Raw genomic sequence first — 18,148 nt, 5'->3', positions numbered from 1 at the left:
GTTGCTGATTAATATAAAGATAAAGTACAGAATGCTCATTTCCTTTTTTGGATTTTTGCTTTCTGCGGAAGCAGGCTGTTTGCCGGAACCTTCTATCGAAAGAGGTCAATATCGTTTGCAAGAAGGCACATGATTGCTTCACGTGACTCGACGATGCGCTCGACCAGGTCAGGGCGGCAGAGCAGCCTGAACTTTTTGGTATAGCGCTCAAAAGCGAGAATAAAGTCAGACTGGAAAACCGATTCATGCAGATCGTCAAACCGGATATACTCGGATTCACACTGCAGTGCGTAGTGGATATGTTCCGATCGGGTAGGGTAGACCCGAAGCTCTCGCAGATCTGCGTAATCGAAAATATCTTTCTTTGAGGGTGGATCAATGAGTACCTCATGACCGTGGAGGCTGAGATGGTAGCGCTTGTTCAGGAACTGGCAGATTTCCAGCTCCCTGGCGCGGCGCATTCCGCTGTCACTGTTATAGACAAACCAGCGCTCATCCTCTCTTGCTGTTTCCGGTAGGTAGGGCTGCACCGTTATTGCCCTCTTGTAGACCCGCCGCATGAGAATGTCATCAAGCAGGGCAGAGAGAGGATGCTCCTTTTCCGGCAGCAACTGTTTCAGCTCATGGAGTACCCTGTCATCTGCATTACCGTAAAAAAGATCGCGCAAAGCATCCGGAGAGAGCATCCCTTCACTTGCAATATCCTGCAGAAGCCTGCGGAGCATCGCCGAGAGAGCCCTGCTCGTATGGTGCCAGTAAACATTGCGCATCATCATGTATTTTGCAAAGAGCAGACTCTCAAGAGGAGCAATACCTTTTTCAGTGATGGCAAAGCGCGCTCGTTGTGGATCAGGTACGAAGGACTCAATCAGCCGTTCGATATCAATGCTCCCGTAAGGAATGTTGCAGTGATGAGCGTCACGCATGAGGTAATCCATCTTGTCAGGGTCAAGCGTGCCGCTGATCAGCTTGCTGAAGCAGGTGCCGGAACTGCCTGTGATCAGCGCTATAACCGCTTCGGGCGATACCTTCCATTCTACCTGCAGAATTTCTGCGATTGTTGGAACTCCGGGGTTCTGCTCATAAATGAAGTGCCGGCAAAGCTCCTCATGATGTGAAAACACCGCCTTGCCTGCATAAAGGGGAATCTGCTCTTCGATGATATGGGCATGGGGAAAGTGGCCGATATCGTGCAAAAGAGAGGCCGAAAGCAGCACCCGGCAGTTGTGGTCGTCAAATCTGAAGTGCTCATCCTGAAGGCTGAGCGCAAGAGGGCTCGTCAACATACGCTGCAGAATCAGTTTCATCAGATGATAGACCCCAATGGAGTGCTCAAAGCGCGTATGTGTTGCTCCAGGGTAGACCTGCTGCGAAAAAGAGAGCTGCCGTATACCCTTCAGGCGAAGAAACGAGGGGTGTGACAATATTTTTTTCAGCGCTCCGCTGAGCGGAATATGACCCCAGATCGGGATGCGGATAAATCCGCCGTCGGACTGAAAAAGCAGGTGTTCGGCTATCATGGGGCTATGGCTGTTAGCAAATTGATGGGCGTTGCTTTAATACCGTTCGAGGGTGAATTTTTCTCCGAGGTACATTTTTCTGACCTCTGGATTGGAAGCGATCTCTTCAGGGGTGCCGTGCATGAAGATGCTTCCGTCAAAGAGGAGGTAGGCGTGATGAGTAATGGAGAGGGTTTCGTGGACGTTATGGTCGGTGATAAGTACACCGATGTCGCGTTTGGCAAGCCCTTCAACAATTTGCTGGATATCTTCAACAGCAATCGGGTCAACTCCGGCGAAGGGTTCGTCGAGCAGAATGAATTTGGGATTGAGCGCAAGGGCCCTTGCTATTTCCGTGCGTCGGCGTTCGCCACCGGAGAGCGCATAACCCATGCTTTTACGGATAGCCGTAATGTTCAGCTCCTCAAGCATGATGCTGGTTCTCTCCTTGCGTTCTGCTTTGGAGAGGGAGGTGAATTCAAGCACGCTCAAGATGTTTTGTTCGACCGTCATGTTTCGGAAGACCGATGCTTCCTGGGGGAGGTAGCCGATACCAAGACGTGCCCGTTTGTACATAGGCAGTTGGGTGATGTTTGCTGAATCGAGAAAGACATCACCACCATCAGGCCGAACCAGCCCCACAATCATGTAAAAGGTCGTGGTTTTTCCTGCACCGTTTGGTCCAAGAAGCCCAACTATTTCTCCCTGTTTTACCTCAATAGATGAGCTTTTGACAACTTCGCGTTTATTGTAGATCTTCTTTAGCTTGTTACAGCTCAGTGTTGCTTTCATGCCGATGCCCAAAAAAAATGGTCGATTGCGGGGTTTCCCTTTTTTATTGCAGGGATTGTTCTGCCGCAAAATAAAGTTATTTATCGCATTTTCTTCCTCAAACTCCCGGGTGAATAGCCAAATTGTTTTCCGAATGCACTGATAAAGTGGTTTACATGCGAGTAGCCAAGATTTTTCGCTATGATTTTCATAGGAACGCTGGTGCCTGAAAGGGTCGAGTGAGCTTCGTTAAGGCGTACTTCAGAGATGTAGCTGAAAAGTGACTTGCCATATATTTTCATGAACCCCTCTTTCAGCAGTCGGAGCGGGAGATCATACTGTTTCGCAAGTTCATTAAGGGCAGGTACCTTTCCTTCCAGTTGAAGAAGATCATTATGAATCTGCCGGATTTTTTTCTGTTGTTCCGATTCCGGCGACTGCCGTTCGGAAGCATAGCCCAGATATGCAATGATGGCACAAAGATATTCCAGTACTTTAGCCTGCGCATACAGTTTGGCAATATTTCCTGTCAGATGATCAGGTATGCTCGAATGGAGCAGCACGTTAATATGCAGAGGAATCTTTTTAATGGATAACGCCGGTATCGAAGTGACTTGCAGTCCTGAAAAAAGGGTCGAAACACACTCATTTCCAAGCAGTTCAATCAACACGGAATCGCCGATAAGAAGAGAGACGATTTCAAGATTTTCGCTGGTGTCGAGTTTCGTGGCGTGGTCACGAAATGCAATATGGTGAAATGCACAGTTGTTATGGTCGATGATACACTCATCTCCATTCCGGTTAACCGAAAGAATCACACGCCCTTTCCTTGCGGACTGCACACACAGCACCGGTTCGGTAAACTGCTCAACAGCCGTCAGGGCAGGGAAGAGCCTTCCTGCTACTTCATGCCGGAACTGAATATGGCTTTTGCGAACAACCATGTTCAACGGCAAATGCATTGCCTGAAACCATCCATAACCGATCTCTTTCGGAATCTTGTGCGGACTTTTTTCTACGTTTTGCCCTGAATGATCCAGTTCCATAAAAGAGTTTTCAGGACAACTGCACCAGTCGAATCTGCTTTTTGCTATAGTCGATTTCATGCCAGCCAATTTCAACTCATTGATTCAATACGACGATCTTATTCCAAATTGCAATCAAATTGATTTTAATATCCAATCCCAACCAGTTAAAGACCGAAGTCCGTCAGGATGTTCTTCCATTTTTTTCAGTCTTCTCGCTGCTTGTGCGATAACAGCTCCAAGTGTCTCAAATACCCGATTAGCAAATTCCTTCTCTCGCAATTCATCCCAAAGGTGCTCAACAGGATTTAATTCCGGTGAATACGGTGGAAGCTTTACAAGTACCATGTTCTTTGGAACCCTTAAATGCTCTGCACGATGAGAAGGCGCTCCATCCACAACCATCATGACAAACTCTTCAGGATGTTTATGAGAGACCTGCCTGAGAAATGCGCCCATACTCACTGTGTCCATTTTGCCGCCCAACATCCAATCAATCACACCATCTTGCGGAGATACTGCTGCGTATGCATAGACATACTCTCTTACAAGAGCTAACTTTACGATAGGACGAAGAGGCGCTGGAGCCCAGCATTTTCGAGGATCACTTATCCTTCCGAACCGAGCCTCATCCTGAAACATCAAGCGCAAAGGCAGATTTAGTACATTTTGCTTGGCGGCTTGTACCAGTGTCTCTGGGAGTTTTTTTTAAATTCTTCCTGTGCCTCGATATTTTGTTTTGGATGACACGTATCTGGTTCTACCTTACGCCAACCATGACGTGCCAACATTCTGTAAACTGTAGACAGTGCAACTGCTCTTCCCAGTCGTCGTTCCAGTGCTGCATGAATTGGTGGAACAATCAGGACGCCACCTTGTTCTGCATTCTCTACCCATTCAGCAAGAAATTGGGCCTCCTCATCTATACTAAGCGTTTGCCTCCTTCTTCCTCCCCAGCTACCCTTAGGAGTCGCATTTCCAGCAGCTTGATTGCTAATATCTCGATGGATGCGCACTACAGTGGGTACACTAATACCAAGAAGTTCTGCCGTTTCAGAGTAGGTGATATCACAAGTTTTAGGGATAAGAATACTCAAGCCAGCTCTCAGTTCTCGAGCGGTATGTGCTTCTTTTACAATCTTTTTAGCCAAGCATTCCATTTCGTCCGTGATTACTGCTGGTCGAGCCATATTCAGTATCCTCCTGTTTGTTGTCAAATTATGAGCAATAATTGGCACAAACAGAAAATACATTATGATTATCTTGATTGCAAAATGGAATTATCATGCAAAAAATCAGCTCAATCTAATAAAATTCAGGAAAAAGAGGGGCTTGTCAAGGAAATGGGAGGCGAGAAGAGAGGGGGCAGAAGGATAAACAGGGTTAAAGGGAATGAACCCGACGATACTCGCAGCATGAAAAGCGCGACCAGCCAGAAATACATCCGTGAAATTAAAAAAACGAGGACAAACGCCTCGTTTTTTTAAAAGATCCCCATCAATACCGGAAAAGGAGAGTTTATCGTTCTCTTCTCAATCCCTGAACCGTTGTTCAATATCCTTGGTTGGCTTGGCATAACCTGCCGCCTTGGGCGAAGAACCCTTGAAAACAGATGATGATCCAGCTCCACCGTAAATGAAGGGATAGGCATTGACCAACAACCGCTTCGTCGTCTTTCCGATATTCTCAAGAGCGTCTCCGACTACCCACCAGTGCCCGTCAATGAAGACCTCAACGAATCTTCCGTAACACTCCGCCCCATTGGTAAATACTCCAGATAGTTTGCTCATGGCCGCTTGATTTTCAGGGTTAATTACACTATTAAGCCAATCTAATAAATCCGGTCATGAAAAAAAAATATTTTATCTTCCCTTGGTTCCTTCCTGCAGGAATAGCAACCAGGCGGTTCAAGTACTGTGTGTTGACGGCTCATTATCCAGTAGAAGCCACGAGTGCGTTACTATGCTGTGGGTGGTTGAATGCGTATCTCTAACAGATCAAAAATTACAGAATTTGATGGGAAAAGTAATGCCTTACAGGGGGCTCTGGCCAACGCTGCATGAAACGGTTTTCATGACGGACGGTGCATTCGTCATTGGTGACGTGCATATTGGCGCTTATTCAAGTGTCTGGTTCAATGCGGTGGTGCGGGGTGATGTCTGTCCTATCCGCATCGGTGAGAAAACCAGTGTGCAGGATAATGCAACGCTGCATGTTACACACGATACCGGCCCATTGAACATCGGCAACTGTGTCACCATTGGTCATGGAGCCGTTCTTCATGCCTGCACGGTGAAGGACTATGTGCTGATCGGCATGGGCGCAGTGCTGCTTGATGACTGTGTTGTTGAGCCCTGGTCGATTGTCGCCGCCGGATCACTGGTCAGGCAGGGGTTTACGGTGCCTTCAGGAATGCTCGTTGCCGGTGTTCCCGCTAAAGTGATGCGCCCGATAACTGATGCTGAACGACGCAATATTGAGGAGTCACCGGAAAACTATGTGCGCTACTCGCAAAACTATCGGGCAGAGGAGCCGCAGCCATAATCGTGGAACTCCTTCTGAACTTTTCCAGCGGTCTTCTTCTCCGATTTCACTAAATTGGGCCAGAAGTTATTGATTCTTTCCGACAGGCGCGGTGCTTTTCATGCTGCCCCGGCCTTTCCTGTTTTTTTTAAACGCATCTCACGAAACTCTTTTTTCTTTTATGATGCAAAACGATGTTGTTGTTATCGGCGGTGGCATAAGCGGCCTCAGCCTTGCTTATTATTGTGTGCAGGCTGGCATGAAAACCACGCTGCTTGAAAAAAATGATACGATCGGCGGCTCTTTTGCCTCCCCTCAGTACAACGCTCACGGCAAGAATTTCTGGATGGAACTTGGCGCTCATACCTGTTACAGCTCATACCAGAATCTGCTCGATATTGTTGAAGGGTGTGGCCTGAAGGATTCGATCATTCCCCGTGCCAAGGTGCCCTTTACCCTCTTTGTCAATGGAAAAATCAAATCTATTGTTTCCCAGCTTCACATTCTGGAACTGCTTGTTTCCGTCCCGAACCTCTTCAAACTGAAGAAAACCGGATTGAGCGTCAGCTCCTATTATTCAAAAATTGTGGGAGAACGCAACTACCGGGAGGTGATCAGCCATTTCTTCAATGCTGTCCCATCACAGAAAACGGACGATTTTCCTGCCGATATGATGTTTAAAAGCCGGGAGAAGAGAAAGGATATGCTGAAGAACTATACCTTCACCAACGGTTTGCAGAGTGTTGCGCGGGCGATTTCCGCAAAAAGCGGCCTGAATGTTTTTACCAGTCAGGATGTCAATTCAGTGGTGTATAAAGATGGCCTCTATGAAATCAGGAGTGCCGGAGGTGGAGAGTATTCAGCCAAAACACTTGTTTTTGCAACACCCTCTTCGGTCACCTCAAAGCTATTGAAAGGTATTCAGCCCGATATCGCAAACCATCTTGGCCAGCTCAAGGCTGCTGATGTTGATTCTGTAGGGGTCATTGTCCGCAAGGAGAATGTCAAGCTCAAACCTGTTGCAGCTCTTATTGCACCCAACGACGTTTTCTTTTCAGTCGTATCGCGCGATACCGTACCAGACGATAACTATCGTGGTTTTGTTTTCCATTTCAAGCCGGGTCTGGATGAAAAGACGAAAAGAAGCCGCATCACAGAGGTGCTTGGTATTGGATTTTCGAAGATAGAGCATACCGAATCAAAACAGAATACCGTGCCTACGCTTCGGCTTGGCCATCATGAGTGGCTTGAAAAAACGGACGCACTGTTGAAGGGAAACAAGAGCCTGCTTCTGACCGGTAATTATTTTGGCGGTATGGCTATTGAAGATTGCGTGAGTCGTTCAAAAAGTGAATTTGCCCGACTGAAAGGATAGGATATTGTGGAAATCTCCGGGTCATTTGACTCGGAGTGAGCTTACTGTTGTATGCGTATGGAGATCATCCAGAATTTTTGGGATTTGGTTCAGGGTGGTTACCTGATACCGGCACTGGTGGTTCTGGTTGCCCTGATTGGTTATCTGGCGGCAAATTCGCTTTTCAGCAGAGCACTGGCGGCCATCCGTTTTTCGATCAGAGGCGCCAGTGTTCCTTTGGAACTCATGGCTTGGCCATTCCGTTTGCTTCTCTCTCTTGTGGCTTTGGCCATGCTTCTCCATGCAATACCCTTCCCTGAGGATACAAGGGATATTCTCCGGCACCTCCTCCTCATTATTGCCATTATCGGTATCGCCTGGTTTTTCATGCGACTGTTCAGGGTTTTTGAGCAATTGATCCTGCAACGTTACGCGGCAAAAGTCCGGGAAAACGAATCTGCAAGAAAAATATCCACCCATGTCAGCCTCGCCCGCAAGATTCTCAATGTGCTTCTTCTGCTTCTTGCTGTTTCCAGTGTGCTGATGACCTTTGATACGGTTCGTCAGGTTGGGTTAAGCATTCTTGCCTCTGCAGGTATTGCCAGCGTGATTATTGGCTTTGCAGCCCAAAAAAGCCTCACAACCCTTATCTCCGGAATCCAGATTGCCATAACGCAGCCGATCAGCATCGATGATGTGGTCGTTGTTGAAAACGAGTGGGGGAGAATTGAAGAGATTACCCTGACCTATGTTGTTGTTCAGCTCTGGGATCAGCGCCGCCTTATTGTGCCCATCAACTGGTTTATTGATCGTCCCTTTGAGAACTGGTCACGCACCTCGGCAGAGCTGCTTGGTACCGTGTTTTTCTATACGGATTATACCGTTAATCCCGAAACGCTCCGCCATGAGCTCGAACGGGTTTTGGCATCAACTCCTCTCTGGGATGGCCGCGTGGCGCAACTCCACATAACCAATATCACCGAAAAATCGGTCGAGATACGGGTGCTTGTGAGTGCAGCCAACTCCTCCAACGTCTGGGAACTGCGCTGTCTGGTGCGTGAACAGTTGATCGAGTTCATCAAGAGTAACTATCCCGGATGGTTGCCGAAACTGACGATGGAGATGGATAAGGGTAAAATGGCTCCTGAAACATAAAAAAATGTGATTTTTGCCGTTTTTTCCATAGTTTCGCAAACTATTCTGATCGTTGTCGCGCCCTTTTGATAGGGGATTGGTAAGGATTTGGATTTTATTAAAGTAAATGTTTTTGATCAGTTAAAAAGGAGGAGTGCATGGCGCAGGCAAAACAGGGAGATACCGTCAGGGTTCATTATACCGGAACGCTTGATGACGGTACGATGTTCGACACATCAGTTGACCGTGAACCACTGGAGTTTACAATTGGGGGTGGGCAGGTTATCATCGGATTCGATACAGCAGTACTCGATATGGCCCCCGGAGAGAAAAGGACTTCCGTGATCCCTGCCGTGGAGGCATATGGAGAGCACAGTAAAGAGCTGGTAACCGATGTTGATCGTGAGCGGTTTCCTGCCGATATGGAACTTGAAATCGGCCAGCAGCTTCAGGTCGGGCTTCCCGACAACCAGCATGCCGTGGTTATGGTGGTTGACTTGAGTGATACCTCAGTCACGCTTGATGCCAATCACCCCCTCGCAGGCCAGGATCTCACCTTTGAAATCGAGCTTGTCGAGATTCTTTAAGTTATCACGCATCTAAATGATTGCTGCCATAAAAGGCGGAACAGCAAAAAGCTTTTCCGCCGTTTTTTTGTAGATTATGATTGATCGGTCGGATCGGTAAGATTGGATGGATCCGACTGATCAATTCAGTGCTCCGAGCGTGATTATAACAGACATTTACTTGAAAAACTGCTATTTTTGCCCGGGCACTCTTTTTTCCCTTTTAAGAGGGCGTCCGTGTTTATTGTGGGTTTATACTTGTCATTATAAACCGGCAGGCTTAAATAATGAGTTGACTGCTCTTTCATTATGATTGTGAGGTTGTCTTGTACAGAAAGAAGCCGTCCATTCTGCTGATTGGGAGTTAGCGGTTAATGGACAATCAGGCAGGAATTCTTTTTGCTGCTGTTACTTGGCAGCACAAATAACGTATTGCTCCAGAAGCTTTTATTGAAGATATGGTGCCGGTTAAAGCCATGCGTGGCAATGCGTGCTGCACACGGACGTTTCGCGCTAATGCGCATGCGCTGGTGAGCGCTTGGTCGTTAGACACACTCCCAATCGTCGCCAAGAGATCGCGATACGGTATTTTGCTGGAGAAGAATTTGAGATGAAAAAAGCCGAGGGTGTGCAAACGCTTTTATCGTAGGCCACCCGATATCCAGATAAATAAGCCAACCATGCTTCGCCTGCAAAGTCGCTACAAATCATTTGGTTTGGTCTGTTTTACTCCCATACATGCCAAACAACATTAATTTGGGAGCTAATCTTAGGAGTTTCATTATGAAAAATCTGAAACAAATTTATGGGATTGTGTTTGCTCTGTCCATTCTCATGACCACCCCTGTGATGGCTGATACCGGTACGGTGAAATGGTTTAATAAAATGAAAGGCTTTGGTTTTATTATCCCTGATAATGGCGGAGCGGATGTATTTGTGCATATCAACGAACTTGAAAAGTCTGGGCTTGCTACCTTAAATGAAGCCGATAAAGTCAAATATGATATGGTTGAAAAGAATGGTAAAGTGGCTGCTGGAAATATTCAGTTGCTGAAATAGAACCATAGATGCTATGAGGAACGAACCGCATTGATTGCGTAACGCTATGCTTAACCGTCCGTTCCAGTGCATCCTCAGAATGATGCGCTTTGGTGTTTTCAGGTTCCGTAAGGTGGCACGGGGCGCTACTCGTTAGCGTTATATTTAAAATTGTGATTTTCTCAGCATGAACCCTGTGAAAAAGCTGCGACCGAGTGGCGGCTATCGTAAGAGCGCCAGTTTTCAAACGGCCACTCTGATATATGACGCCACTTACTGGTTTTGCGAGAAGTTCATTGATTCCCGATCGCGTACAGTGGATCAGATGATCCAGGCGGCCCGTTCCGGTAGGCAGAACATTGCTGAGGGGAGCCGTGCTGCGGCAACCTCCTCACAAACAGAACCGCGGTTGATTAATGTTGCACGGGCCAGCCTTGAGGAGCTTCTGCTTGATTTTGAGGACTATCTGCGCCACCGGCACCTTCCTCAATGGCCGCCTTCAAGCCAGGACGCGTATGCCGTTCGCGATGTGCCGAAACGGTTCAGGCAAAGCTCTCCTGATCACTCCGATCTGACCGATATTGGTGATCAGGAGCGGTGGGAGCTCTATGCGCCATGGCTGGAGCATGATGATGCTGCCATTCGCTCCAATGCGATTATCTGCCTTATCAATCAGGCGAATTACCTGCTCGACCAGCAGATTGCTGCGCTGGAAAAGGCGTTTATTGAGGGCGGGGGCTATAGTGAGCAACTTGCTGTAGCCCGCCTGGTAGAGCGTAAACGGCAGCAGGAGGAGCACTCCGGTTCACTCGAACCTGCTGGTTCCATTCCCTCATGCCCGCAATGTGGCAAGCCCATGGTGTTGCGGACGGCCAAGGCCGGAATAAACGATGGCAAACAGTTTTGGGGCTGCAGCGGCTATCCCGCGTGCCGAGGGGTTGTGAAGCTCTGATTGTTCTGCGTGGCGGGAAAGCTCCTTTTGCCGGTGACGATCCCGACGAAGATATCGATCTCGAAGGCGATCTCGAAAGCATTCTCGATGAAATGATCGGGGCGAGCATACCCTCGAACCGTTTTTTGTCAAGAACCTCGAAACCGTGCAGGGGGACGAGCGCCATATCATTTTGTTCAGCGTCACCTACGGCCCTGACCAGTCGGGTCACACTACCATAAATTTCGGCCCGCTCAACCGTGACGGTGGAGAACGGCGCCTCAATGTGGCGCTTACACGGGCTCGATCAGAGATGATCGTCTTTTCAACGCTCAGTCCTGACCGCATTGATCTCTCCCGAACATCGGCAAGAGCCGTTATCGACCTGAAACATTTTCTCGAATACGCCGAACGAGGGCCATCTGTACTCGGAGCAGCCGTTCATGGATCCATGGGGGATTTCGATTCTCCTTTCGAATCGGCCATAGCTCTGGCATTGCGCGACAAAATCCGCCAGAACGTGCTTGAAAACCTCGGCATAGCCCGTCTCAGCCAATTTGCAAGAGAGCGGATAATCGAAGGGGTGGGCAGGTTATCATAGGATTCGATGCTGCAGTACTCGATATGGCCCCCGGAGAGAAAAGGACTTCCGTTATCCCTGCCGTTGAGGCATATGGAGAGCACAGTAAAGAGCTGGTAACCGATGTTGATCGTGAGCGGTTTCCTGCCGATATGGAACTTGAAATCGTCTAGCAGCTTCAGGTCGGGCTTCCCGACAACCAGCATGCCGTGGTTATGGTGGTTGACTTGAGTGATACCTCAGTCACGCTTGATGCCAATCACCCCCTCGCAGGCCAGGATCTCACCTTTGAAATCGAGCTTGTCGAGATTCTTTAACCTAAACTGAGCGATTTGTTATAAAAAAAGCTCCCATATTTACGGTTAAAGTGTTATATTAAAATGTGTAACGGGAAATTACCACTTGTAATGCAACACAAACAGAAAAATAAGGAAGCTCTATGTCGAAAGGTACAAAAAATAGCCGCAAAAAAGACCATCACATCAGTTCTGTCGGGACAACCAATGATTGTATTACCAACCGTGCTGGGCTGACATTGTTCGCCACCTATCTGCAGAGTATTCAGCTCATGCCGATTATGGATGAAATGTTTTGTGCCATGCGAAAAAACAAAAAAGGCGTCCCGGTTGTTGATCTGCTTCTTCAATTGTTGTGCTTTTTTATGGATGGTACCAGCCGTCACCTGACGCAGTTCGACCAGCTCAAAAAAGAAAGGAGCTATGCTCCGCTGATTGGCTGTAAGCCAGAGCACTTGGCATCGTCTCATGCAGTCAAGAGATTTTTTGGAATTTTCTCTTTTCATCAAGTCAAGCTGTTCCGTTATTTATTGCAAAAGATTTTTTTGTGGCGTCTGAAAATTGATCAGCCCGCAGTTATTGAACTGGGTATTGATTCTATGGTGATGGATAATAATGATGCTCTGAAACGAGAAGGTGTTGAACCAACGTACAAGAAAGTCAACGGTTTTCATCCCGTACAAATGAATTGGGGCAGGTACTTTGTTGATGCTGTTTTCCGTGTTGGCTCAGATCATTCAAATCATGGTCAAACGGTTGAAATGATGATACGTCATATTGTTGCTACGATCAGAAAGGAGTATCGTGTTAACGTACCGATCATTATTCGAATGGATTCCGGCTTCTACGATCAGAAGTTGTTCAAAACCTGTGAGTCGTTGCATGTTGGTTATATATGCGGCGGAAAGCTTTACGACAATGTAAAAAAAGCTGCGGAGGAGAACGCCAATTGGTCTAACTTTAACTCGCACAATAAAAAGGAGATATGGGAGTATACCGAGTTTATGTGTCAACAAGAAACTTGGGATTTGGCCCGTCGGACGATTTATAGTCGTATGATTCAGCATGACCGGCAACTTGTCGTACCTGGACTGGGTACTGATAGCGTCATCGTCACCAACATTGGTATGGGTTGTTGTTTGATTGACGAACTTCTCTATCAAGCCGGTGCCGAGAATCTTCTTTTCGCTCACGATATTCTCGGAAACTATCACCAGCGTGGCAATGATGAATTGGCCAACCGTGCCATCAAAAACTTTGGCGAAGAACAATTACCCTTCAAGTATTTTTATGCTAATGCAGCATGGTACTTTCTCATGCTGCTTGGTAATAATCTGTTCGAGAGCTTCAAAGCAGATGTCAGCTCATCAGTTATTGCTACAACAGTTTATGCAGATACATTTCGTCGGCAGCTTATTGATACCGCAGCCCAAAAATTGTTCGTAATGGCAAAAAGCTTATGATGAAAGTTCCAACGGACTGCTTTCATCGGCTGCAATTCGATAAACTCTTTGAGCGCTGTTTAAACGTTACTGTTTTGATGTGTTAAACAACGCGTTACGGCAATAGAATGCCTATGCCAATTAGCATTGGAGGGGAGGTTGCGCCCAAAAAGAACCTACCACAGCTATTTCGCTCAGATTGTCACAATATTTTTAAAATGAGTGCCTTGCTGTTCAGAAAATGGACAAGCAATTGGGTCTGGAATAATCTTTTTTGGTATAAAATCAGGATTCTTCAGGCTGTTTGGCTATAATTTGTCTCAATTGTTTTTCTTTTCTGTATTTCTGACGTTGGATGGGTTGCTGTTTTACGAATCGCTCAGTTTAGGTTTAAGTTATCACGCATCTAAATGATTGCTGCCATAAAAGGCGGAACAGTAACTACACTTTTCCGCCTTTTTGCTGGTTTAGAGCACTATCTTTCGGTAGGTGGCGCAATTTGGCTGTTATTGAAAAAGCCGGGTTTGCGTATCAGTTCATAACGCCAATTTTCTGCCAGGAAGCATCTGGCTGCAGTGTCACTGTAACATAAAGAGTTTTATCCTTTATGTCAGATGATGAGAGTCCTTTTACTTTCAGGTCTGCATTTACTTGTTCAGGGGTTAATCTATACAGTCCGCCTGTGATAGCATCGATGCCTAATCCGATAAAACCACCGAAAATAATGTTACCCCATACCCAGCTATTTGTTTTCTTGGTTAGTGTCATTTCGTATGGGTGGTAACCAACCAAATCCATCTTTACGGTATGGATATCCTTTGTCGACAAATCTTCAGTTAAAGGAGTGTTCCCTAATGTTTTGCCATCAACGCTAACTGCAGCACCTGTTGGATTGCTGGAAAAACCGATTTTTTGTTTTGACCCATCCATAATCGTTGCACAACCTGTTAACACAGGTCCAAGTCCAACCAATAGTAGTAACGAAATAAATGTGTTCTTTTTCATCGTTCTTTTTTTTTTAATGTTAGAAGGATACTTTACGCAAACGCAAGTATTCGCGTAAGACAATGTAAGAAGAATCTGTATAGTACAAGGCTTTATTCTGTATTTTGTTGAAATTATGTTATGTAATAATTTCTGTGAAGTTCCTCACTCAACCGGGCATGAATTGCGGGGATCGTAAGAGTGAACCATCATTTCGCACAGTTTTTCAATCTCCCGGTCGTTTTTTCTTTTTTCGAGTGCTTGCTTTGCAAAAGCATGCCCGAGAGCGGCTAATTGATGCGGCTACAGGCTTGCTGAGCCGCATTCAAAAACATTGGCGGGCACCGATGGTCTTAAAGAATTGCGTGTCAAAGTTGGCACTGATATTTGCAGAATATTCTACTTCCATCATAGGGGCACCCTGTATGTGGCAACATCAGGCTACATAAAAAAGGAGATGAAAACAGATCATGGCGAAATTGAAAAGGCTCAAAAATTACGCAAGATTTTTATAGAGGAGATGATGCAATGAAGACAACTAATTTTGATGACCTGCTTGCAGAGAATCTCAAGGATGAAGAGTTCAAAAAAGAGTATGATGCTCTCGAAGAGGAATTTGATGTCGCAAAAAAGATTATCCATCTCCGCATGATTGCCGGTATGACTCAAAAAGAGCTTGCACGTCAGGCACATACGTCACAAGCTGCGATTTCCCGGTTGGAATCAGGAGCGTACAGAAACGTCAGTCTGGCATTTTTGCGTCGTGTTGGAGCTGTTTTGGGAGTAAAGCCACACGTTAGTTTTCATTAGCGGGTTTTGACTCATACCTGTTCAAAATGCTGCTCCCGTCGCCCAGTATCTGCCTGCCGATCAGGCGCTGTTCGACGTCGTCATCTTCGACGAAGCATCGCAGATTACCGTCTGGGACGCGGTAGGCTCCCTCGCACGCGGTAAACAGGTTATCATCGCCAGCGACCCGAAGCAGATGCCACCAACCAATTTTTTTGCCCGTTCCGATGATGATCCCGACGGCGATATCGATATCGAAGGCGATCTCGAAAGCATCCTTGATGAAATGCGCAAAGTCGAATACATTTGCACTGAAGAGATCAGGGCAATTGATAAACTGCTATCAACCAATGGTGACCAGGTGGAACTCGCCCGACACCTTGGCATAGTCCGCCTCAGCCAGTTTGCAAGGGAAAGGTTAATTGAGGCGATGGGGGAGTGAGGTATGAGAGGCTCATCTTTGCATCGTACTGATTGTTTGAAAGTTGATGAGCGTTATTATGATCTTCAAATACTTGAAAATCTGGTGTATTCTTCTTACATAGGAATGCATGCACCACGATGATGCATACCCATGTTTTGAACAAAAGTGCTCACGGAGTAAAAAGCCTTGATGAACTCAATTAATCGTATTATTGTGACCCATGGAGATACTTAATGAATACTGTTGCTGTTTCAAGTAAGTTTCAGGTTGTTATACCCAAAGAAATAAGAGAAGATATTGGCCTTCGTGCCGGAACAACGATGGAGATCATCACCTATGGGAGTCGGATTGAACTTGTACCAATCCAACCAATGAAATCGCTCAAAGGTATCTTTAAGGGTATTAACACCGAGATCAAAAGAGAAGAAGAGAGAATATGAGTGTTGTTGACTCTTCATGCTGGTTGGAATACTTTGCTGGCAGTAACGTTGGTGATTCTGTTGCTGGAGCGATAGAAGATATCTCATCCCTTGTTGTTCCATCAATTACCCTTTATGAAGTTTTCAAGAAATTATTGAGCGAAACAAACGAAGATCAAGCTTTAACTGGCCCTCGCTCATATGAGACAAGGAGGAGTGATCGAACTCGACGCAGATCTGGCAATTTATTCCGCGAAGATCTTCAAAGACAACAAATTAGCGTTAGCTGACAGTATAATTTATACCACTTCCTCGAAATACAATTGTACGCTCTGGACACAGGATCAGCATTTCAAGGGTTTGAAGAGAGTGAAATATTTCGAAAAAGAGAGATAGTCGCCTGACAATAAAGATGGACACCGGCTGCAGGGATAAAATTATGGTTCGCACTATTCCGGAATGGGGCGTAAAGATGTAAGCGCCACAATGATGTATACCCATGTTTTGAACAAAGGTGGTCGTGGTGTAAAAAGCCCTGCTGATATGCTTCTTTCCGGTTTAGACCGATCTGTATAAACCGGCAGGGTTAAATGATTGTTGATGCGTTTAAATTATTTATAAATAATCAATTGTCTGACCTGTGAATACGATATTTAAGATGTTTTATACAGAATGCAGCTTTCTGCTTTTCCTGAATCAGGCAGATCAGTCTAAATGTTGTTATAAGTGAATCAAAATGAGACCAATGCTCATATGAACAAAAATGATTTAGAAGAGCTCGTTGAAATCAGGATAAAGGAGGCTAAGGCTCTCCTCGATGCTGAAAGTTACCAGGGGGCGTATTACCTTGCTGGATATTCGCTGGAATGTGCCATAAAAGTATGCATTGCGAAGCAGGTGCAGCAGTACGATTTCCCAAATTTAGAGTTAGCTAAAAATAGTTACAGCCATAAACTAACAGATTTGCTGGGTGTCGCAGGTTTAAAGCAAAAGCTGAGTGAAAAAGAACAGGAAGACGGGAATTTTCAACTTAACTGGGCTGTCGCAAAAGATTGGAATGAAAAGGCGAGATACGAAAGTAGAGTCGAAGAAAGAAAAGCAAAAGATCTCTATGAAGCAATTACAGACAATCAATCAGGAATATTGGCATGGCTAAAGACATTTTGGTAACAGAGAGTCTTTCAGACTCTATGATAAAAGCCGGTGCCAAGCTAGTAGAAAGACTTGATGCCGAGCAGGCTGAGATAAAGAGCGCGTTTTGGCTTTATTTTTCAGAAGATAAAGCTTGGAAACTAATAATTGCTTCGCCTTTGGTCGATTCACTAGGGCCACGTGAGTACTACAAAAAAGTAGTTAGTGCGAACAGTTCTGCATCGAAAGAAGAGGAAGTAATATCTTTGAATGACATTGGTGTTACAAATACAGCGAATCAAGTTGTTCAACTTTTGAAGTTTGCTATAGGTACAGGCGATGGAATTTCTGGTATTAGGTTTTCTAGGAATACAATTAACGGTCATTTCATAGAAGACTCATACATTTACCGATCAAACTTATAACAAACACCTGCACAGGAACCAAAAGCGCCGCTTCGCTATGCTTTAGGTTCCTGTGAGGTGGGCGTTAGGCCCCATAGAAGATCGCCGCACGGTTCGTTTGACAATCTCATTAATTGTAGCTACATTAAAGTTATGAGAGTCGAGTTCGATCCCGCCAAGGACGCAGCCAACCAAGCGAAGCACGGTGTGTCTCTGGCTATGGCAGGCGACCTCGACTGGGAAGCCGCACTGGTCTGGTTTGATGAACGGTTTGAGTACGGCGAGTCGCGAATGATTGCGCTCGCTCCGCAAACCGAAATCCTGTACTGCGTGGCATTTGTAGACTGAGGCGAAGTGCGAAGGGTCATCAGCCTGCGCCGCGCCAATCGTCGAGAGGTGAAACACTATGTCGAAAATCTCTAAGCGTTCAACTATCCTCATGCCCACTGCGGAAGAGGACAAGGCCATTACTGCGGCAGCTAAAAGTGATCCTGACGCGCAGCCACTCACGCCAAAGCAACTGAAGGCGATGGTGCCAATCCGCGCACTGCGTGGTCGTCCGAGGTCTGAAAACAAGAAGCTGCTTGTGTCGGTGCGCTATAGCCCCGAGGTCATCGCCTACTTCAAGTCAACCGGTGAAGGGTGGCAATCGCGAATGGATGGTGTGCTTCGTAAGTACGTCACGCGCCATTCCCGTAGCGCGTGAAATGTGACCGAACCCTGAGGTCACCGGGTTACACCATTCCTGCAGGAACGCTATCGATGGTTGATGTGATCGGGAGATACATGGGGGCAAGCGAGATGATGCATCCCTGCCCGATCGGTTGTTTCAGTGTTT

The 18,148-nt window shown here is 46.3% G+C and carries 20 protein-coding genes and 5 pseudogenes; 18 read left to right on the top strand and 7 right to left on the bottom strand.

Annotated features, from left to right (window positions below; translation table 11 throughout):
- Positions 1 to 92: 92 nt before the first annotated feature.
- The 6 genes from PPHA_RS12530 to PPHA_RS12500 form a co-directional block, all read right to left on the bottom strand.
- Complete coding sequence (locus PPHA_RS12530) at positions 93 to 1,520, bottom strand: HD domain-containing protein (RefSeq protein ID WP_012509182.1); 1,428 nt, start codon at positions 1,518 to 1,520, stop codon at positions 93 to 95.
- 36 nt (positions 1,521 to 1,556) lie between these two features.
- Positions 1,557 to 2,291 carry an LPS export ABC transporter ATP-binding protein gene (gene lptB, locus PPHA_RS12525; protein ID WP_012509181.1) on the bottom strand — a complete coding sequence of 245 codons (735 nt, stop codon included), beginning with the start codon at positions 2,289 to 2,291 and terminating at the stop codon, positions 1,557 to 1,559.
- An 80-nt stretch (positions 2,292 to 2,371) separates the two neighbouring features.
- On the bottom strand, positions 2,372 to 3,376 hold the full coding sequence (locus tag PPHA_RS12520) for a helix-turn-helix transcriptional regulator (protein ID WP_083765338.1): 1,005 nt from the start codon (positions 3,374 to 3,376) through the stop codon (positions 2,372 to 2,374).
- A 54-nt stretch (positions 3,377 to 3,430) separates the two neighbouring features.
- Positions 3,431 to 3,937 (bottom strand): transposase, encoded by a 507-nt coding sequence (locus tag PPHA_RS12515; RefSeq protein WP_012509179.1) that lies wholly within the window; start codon positions 3,935 to 3,937, stop codon positions 3,431 to 3,433.
- Between the two features lie 17 nt (positions 3,938 to 3,954).
- Positions 3,955 to 4,485, bottom strand: a complete 531-nt coding sequence (locus PPHA_RS12510) for a winged helix-turn-helix domain-containing protein (RefSeq protein WP_012507847.1) — start codon at positions 4,483 to 4,485, stop codon at positions 3,955 to 3,957.
- 342 nt (positions 4,486 to 4,827) lie between these two features.
- The gene (locus PPHA_RS12500; protein WP_012509178.1) at positions 4,828 to 5,085 is read right to left on the bottom strand and encodes a bacteriochlorophyll c-binding family protein; all 258 of its coding nucleotides are present in this window, start codon (positions 5,083 to 5,085) and stop codon (positions 4,828 to 4,830) included.
- A 226-nt stretch (positions 5,086 to 5,311) separates the two neighbouring features.
- On the opposite strand from PPHA_RS12500, the gene PPHA_RS12495 reads away from it, so the two are divergent.
- The 9 genes and pseudogenes from PPHA_RS12495 to PPHA_RS12455 all read left to right on the top strand — a co-directional run bounded on the left by PPHA_RS12495 (position 5,312) and on the right by PPHA_RS12455 (position 13,180).
- Positions 5,312 to 5,839 (top strand): gamma carbonic anhydrase family protein, encoded by a 528-nt coding sequence (locus PPHA_RS12495; protein ID WP_041526557.1) that lies wholly within the window; start codon positions 5,312 to 5,314, stop codon positions 5,837 to 5,839.
- Positions 5,840 to 5,999: 160 nt separating this feature from the next.
- A complete protein-coding gene (locus PPHA_RS12490) occupies positions 6,000 to 7,193 on the top strand; it encodes a protoporphyrinogen/coproporphyrinogen oxidase (RefSeq protein WP_012509176.1) in 1,194 nt (397 codons plus the stop codon).
- 57 nt (positions 7,194 to 7,250) lie between these two features.
- Positions 7,251 to 8,327 carry a mechanosensitive ion channel family protein gene (locus PPHA_RS12485; RefSeq protein ID WP_041526556.1) on the top strand — a complete coding sequence of 359 codons (1,077 nt, stop codon included), beginning with the start codon at positions 7,251 to 7,253 and terminating at the stop codon, positions 8,325 to 8,327.
- A gap of 137 nt (positions 8,328 to 8,464) precedes the next feature.
- Positions 8,465 to 8,893, top strand: a complete 429-nt coding sequence (locus PPHA_RS12480; RefSeq protein WP_012509174.1) for an FKBP-type peptidyl-prolyl cis-trans isomerase — start codon at positions 8,465 to 8,467, stop codon at positions 8,891 to 8,893.
- A gap of 813 nt (positions 8,894 to 9,706) precedes the next feature.
- Positions 9,707 to 9,931, top strand: a complete 225-nt coding sequence (locus tag PPHA_RS12475) for a cold-shock protein (protein ID WP_012509173.1) — start codon at positions 9,707 to 9,709, stop codon at positions 9,929 to 9,931.
- A gap of 166 nt (positions 9,932 to 10,097) precedes the next feature.
- Complete coding sequence (locus PPHA_RS12470; RefSeq protein ID WP_012509172.1) at positions 10,098 to 10,862, top strand: four helix bundle suffix domain-containing protein; 765 nt, start codon at positions 10,098 to 10,100, stop codon at positions 10,860 to 10,862.
- Between the two features lie 103 nt (positions 10,863 to 10,965).
- Positions 10,966 to 11,349, top strand: a pseudogene (locus PPHA_RS12465) (AAA domain-containing protein); the annotation flags it as partial.
- 74 nt (positions 11,350 to 11,423) lie between these two features.
- A pseudogene (locus PPHA_RS12460) lies at positions 11,424 to 11,738 on the top strand (FKBP-type peptidyl-prolyl cis-trans isomerase); the annotation flags it as partial.
- A 122-nt stretch (positions 11,739 to 11,860) separates the two neighbouring features.
- Positions 11,861 to 13,180 (top strand): IS1380-like element ISPph3 family transposase, encoded by a 1,320-nt coding sequence (locus tag PPHA_RS12455; protein WP_012509171.1) that lies wholly within the window; start codon positions 11,861 to 11,863, stop codon positions 13,178 to 13,180.
- Between the two features lie 510 nt (positions 13,181 to 13,690).
- On the opposite strand, the gene PPHA_RS12445 is transcribed toward PPHA_RS12455, so the two are convergent.
- Positions 13,691 to 14,164 (bottom strand): PEGA domain-containing protein, encoded by a 474-nt coding sequence (locus PPHA_RS12445; RefSeq protein WP_012509170.1) that lies wholly within the window; start codon positions 14,162 to 14,164, stop codon positions 13,691 to 13,693.
- 313 nt (positions 14,165 to 14,477) lie between these two features.
- Here PPHA_RS12445 and PPHA_RS12440 point away from each other — a divergent pair, with 313 nt between their 5' ends.
- The 9 genes and pseudogenes from PPHA_RS12440 to PPHA_RS12400 all read left to right on the top strand — a co-directional run bounded on the left by PPHA_RS12440 (position 14,478) and on the right by PPHA_RS12400 (position 18,016).
- Positions 14,478 to 14,675 carry a type II toxin-antitoxin system RelE/ParE family toxin gene (locus PPHA_RS12440; RefSeq protein WP_083765337.1) on the top strand — a complete coding sequence of 66 codons (198 nt, stop codon included), beginning with the start codon at positions 14,478 to 14,480 and terminating at the stop codon, positions 14,673 to 14,675.
- A complete protein-coding gene (locus PPHA_RS12435; RefSeq protein WP_012509169.1) occupies positions 14,672 to 14,953 on the top strand; it encodes a helix-turn-helix domain-containing protein in 282 nt (93 codons plus the stop codon). Before PPHA_RS12440 ends, PPHA_RS12435 begins: the two co-directional genes overlap by 4 nt.
- A gap of 37 nt (positions 14,954 to 14,990) precedes the next feature.
- Positions 14,991 to 15,221 (top strand): annotated as a pseudogene (locus PPHA_RS16880) (AAA domain-containing protein); the annotation flags it as partial.
- 368 nt (positions 15,222 to 15,589) lie between these two features.
- Positions 15,590 to 15,796: an AbrB/MazE/SpoVT family DNA-binding domain-containing protein gene (locus PPHA_RS12425; RefSeq protein ID WP_012509168.1), complete on the top strand. Its 207-nt coding sequence runs from the start codon at positions 15,590 to 15,592 to the stop codon at positions 15,794 to 15,796.
- A pseudogene (locus PPHA_RS12420) lies at positions 15,793 to 16,171 on the top strand (PIN domain-containing protein). The gene PPHA_RS12425 and the pseudogene PPHA_RS12420 overlap by 4 nt, the downstream one beginning before the upstream one ends.
- Positions 16,172 to 16,528: 357 nt before the next feature.
- Positions 16,529 to 16,945 carry a hypothetical protein gene (locus PPHA_RS12415; protein ID WP_012509167.1) on the top strand — a complete coding sequence of 139 codons (417 nt, stop codon included), beginning with the start codon at positions 16,529 to 16,531 and terminating at the stop codon, positions 16,943 to 16,945.
- Positions 16,924 to 17,331 carry a hypothetical protein gene (locus tag PPHA_RS12410; RefSeq protein WP_012509166.1) on the top strand — a complete coding sequence of 136 codons (408 nt, stop codon included), beginning with the start codon at positions 16,924 to 16,926 and terminating at the stop codon, positions 17,329 to 17,331. The genes PPHA_RS12415 and PPHA_RS12410 overlap by 22 nt, the downstream gene beginning before the upstream one ends.
- Positions 17,332 to 17,463: 132 nt before the next feature.
- Positions 17,464 to 17,733 (top strand): annotated as a pseudogene (locus PPHA_RS12405) (BrnT family toxin).
- Complete coding sequence (locus PPHA_RS12400; protein ID WP_012509164.1) at positions 17,717 to 18,016, top strand: BrnA antitoxin family protein; 300 nt, start codon at positions 17,717 to 17,719, stop codon at positions 18,014 to 18,016. Before PPHA_RS12405 ends, PPHA_RS12400 begins: the two are co-directional and overlap by 17 nt.
- Positions 18,017 to 18,148 lie beyond the last annotated feature (132 nt).

It is taken from the genome of Pelodictyon phaeoclathratiforme BU-1, from assembly GCF_000020645.1.
GTDB classification, from domain to species: domain Bacteria; phylum Bacteroidota; class Chlorobiia; order Chlorobiales; family Chlorobiaceae; genus Chlorobium; species Chlorobium phaeoclathratiforme.
This window is presented reverse-complemented; position numbering and strand designations above follow the sequence as displayed.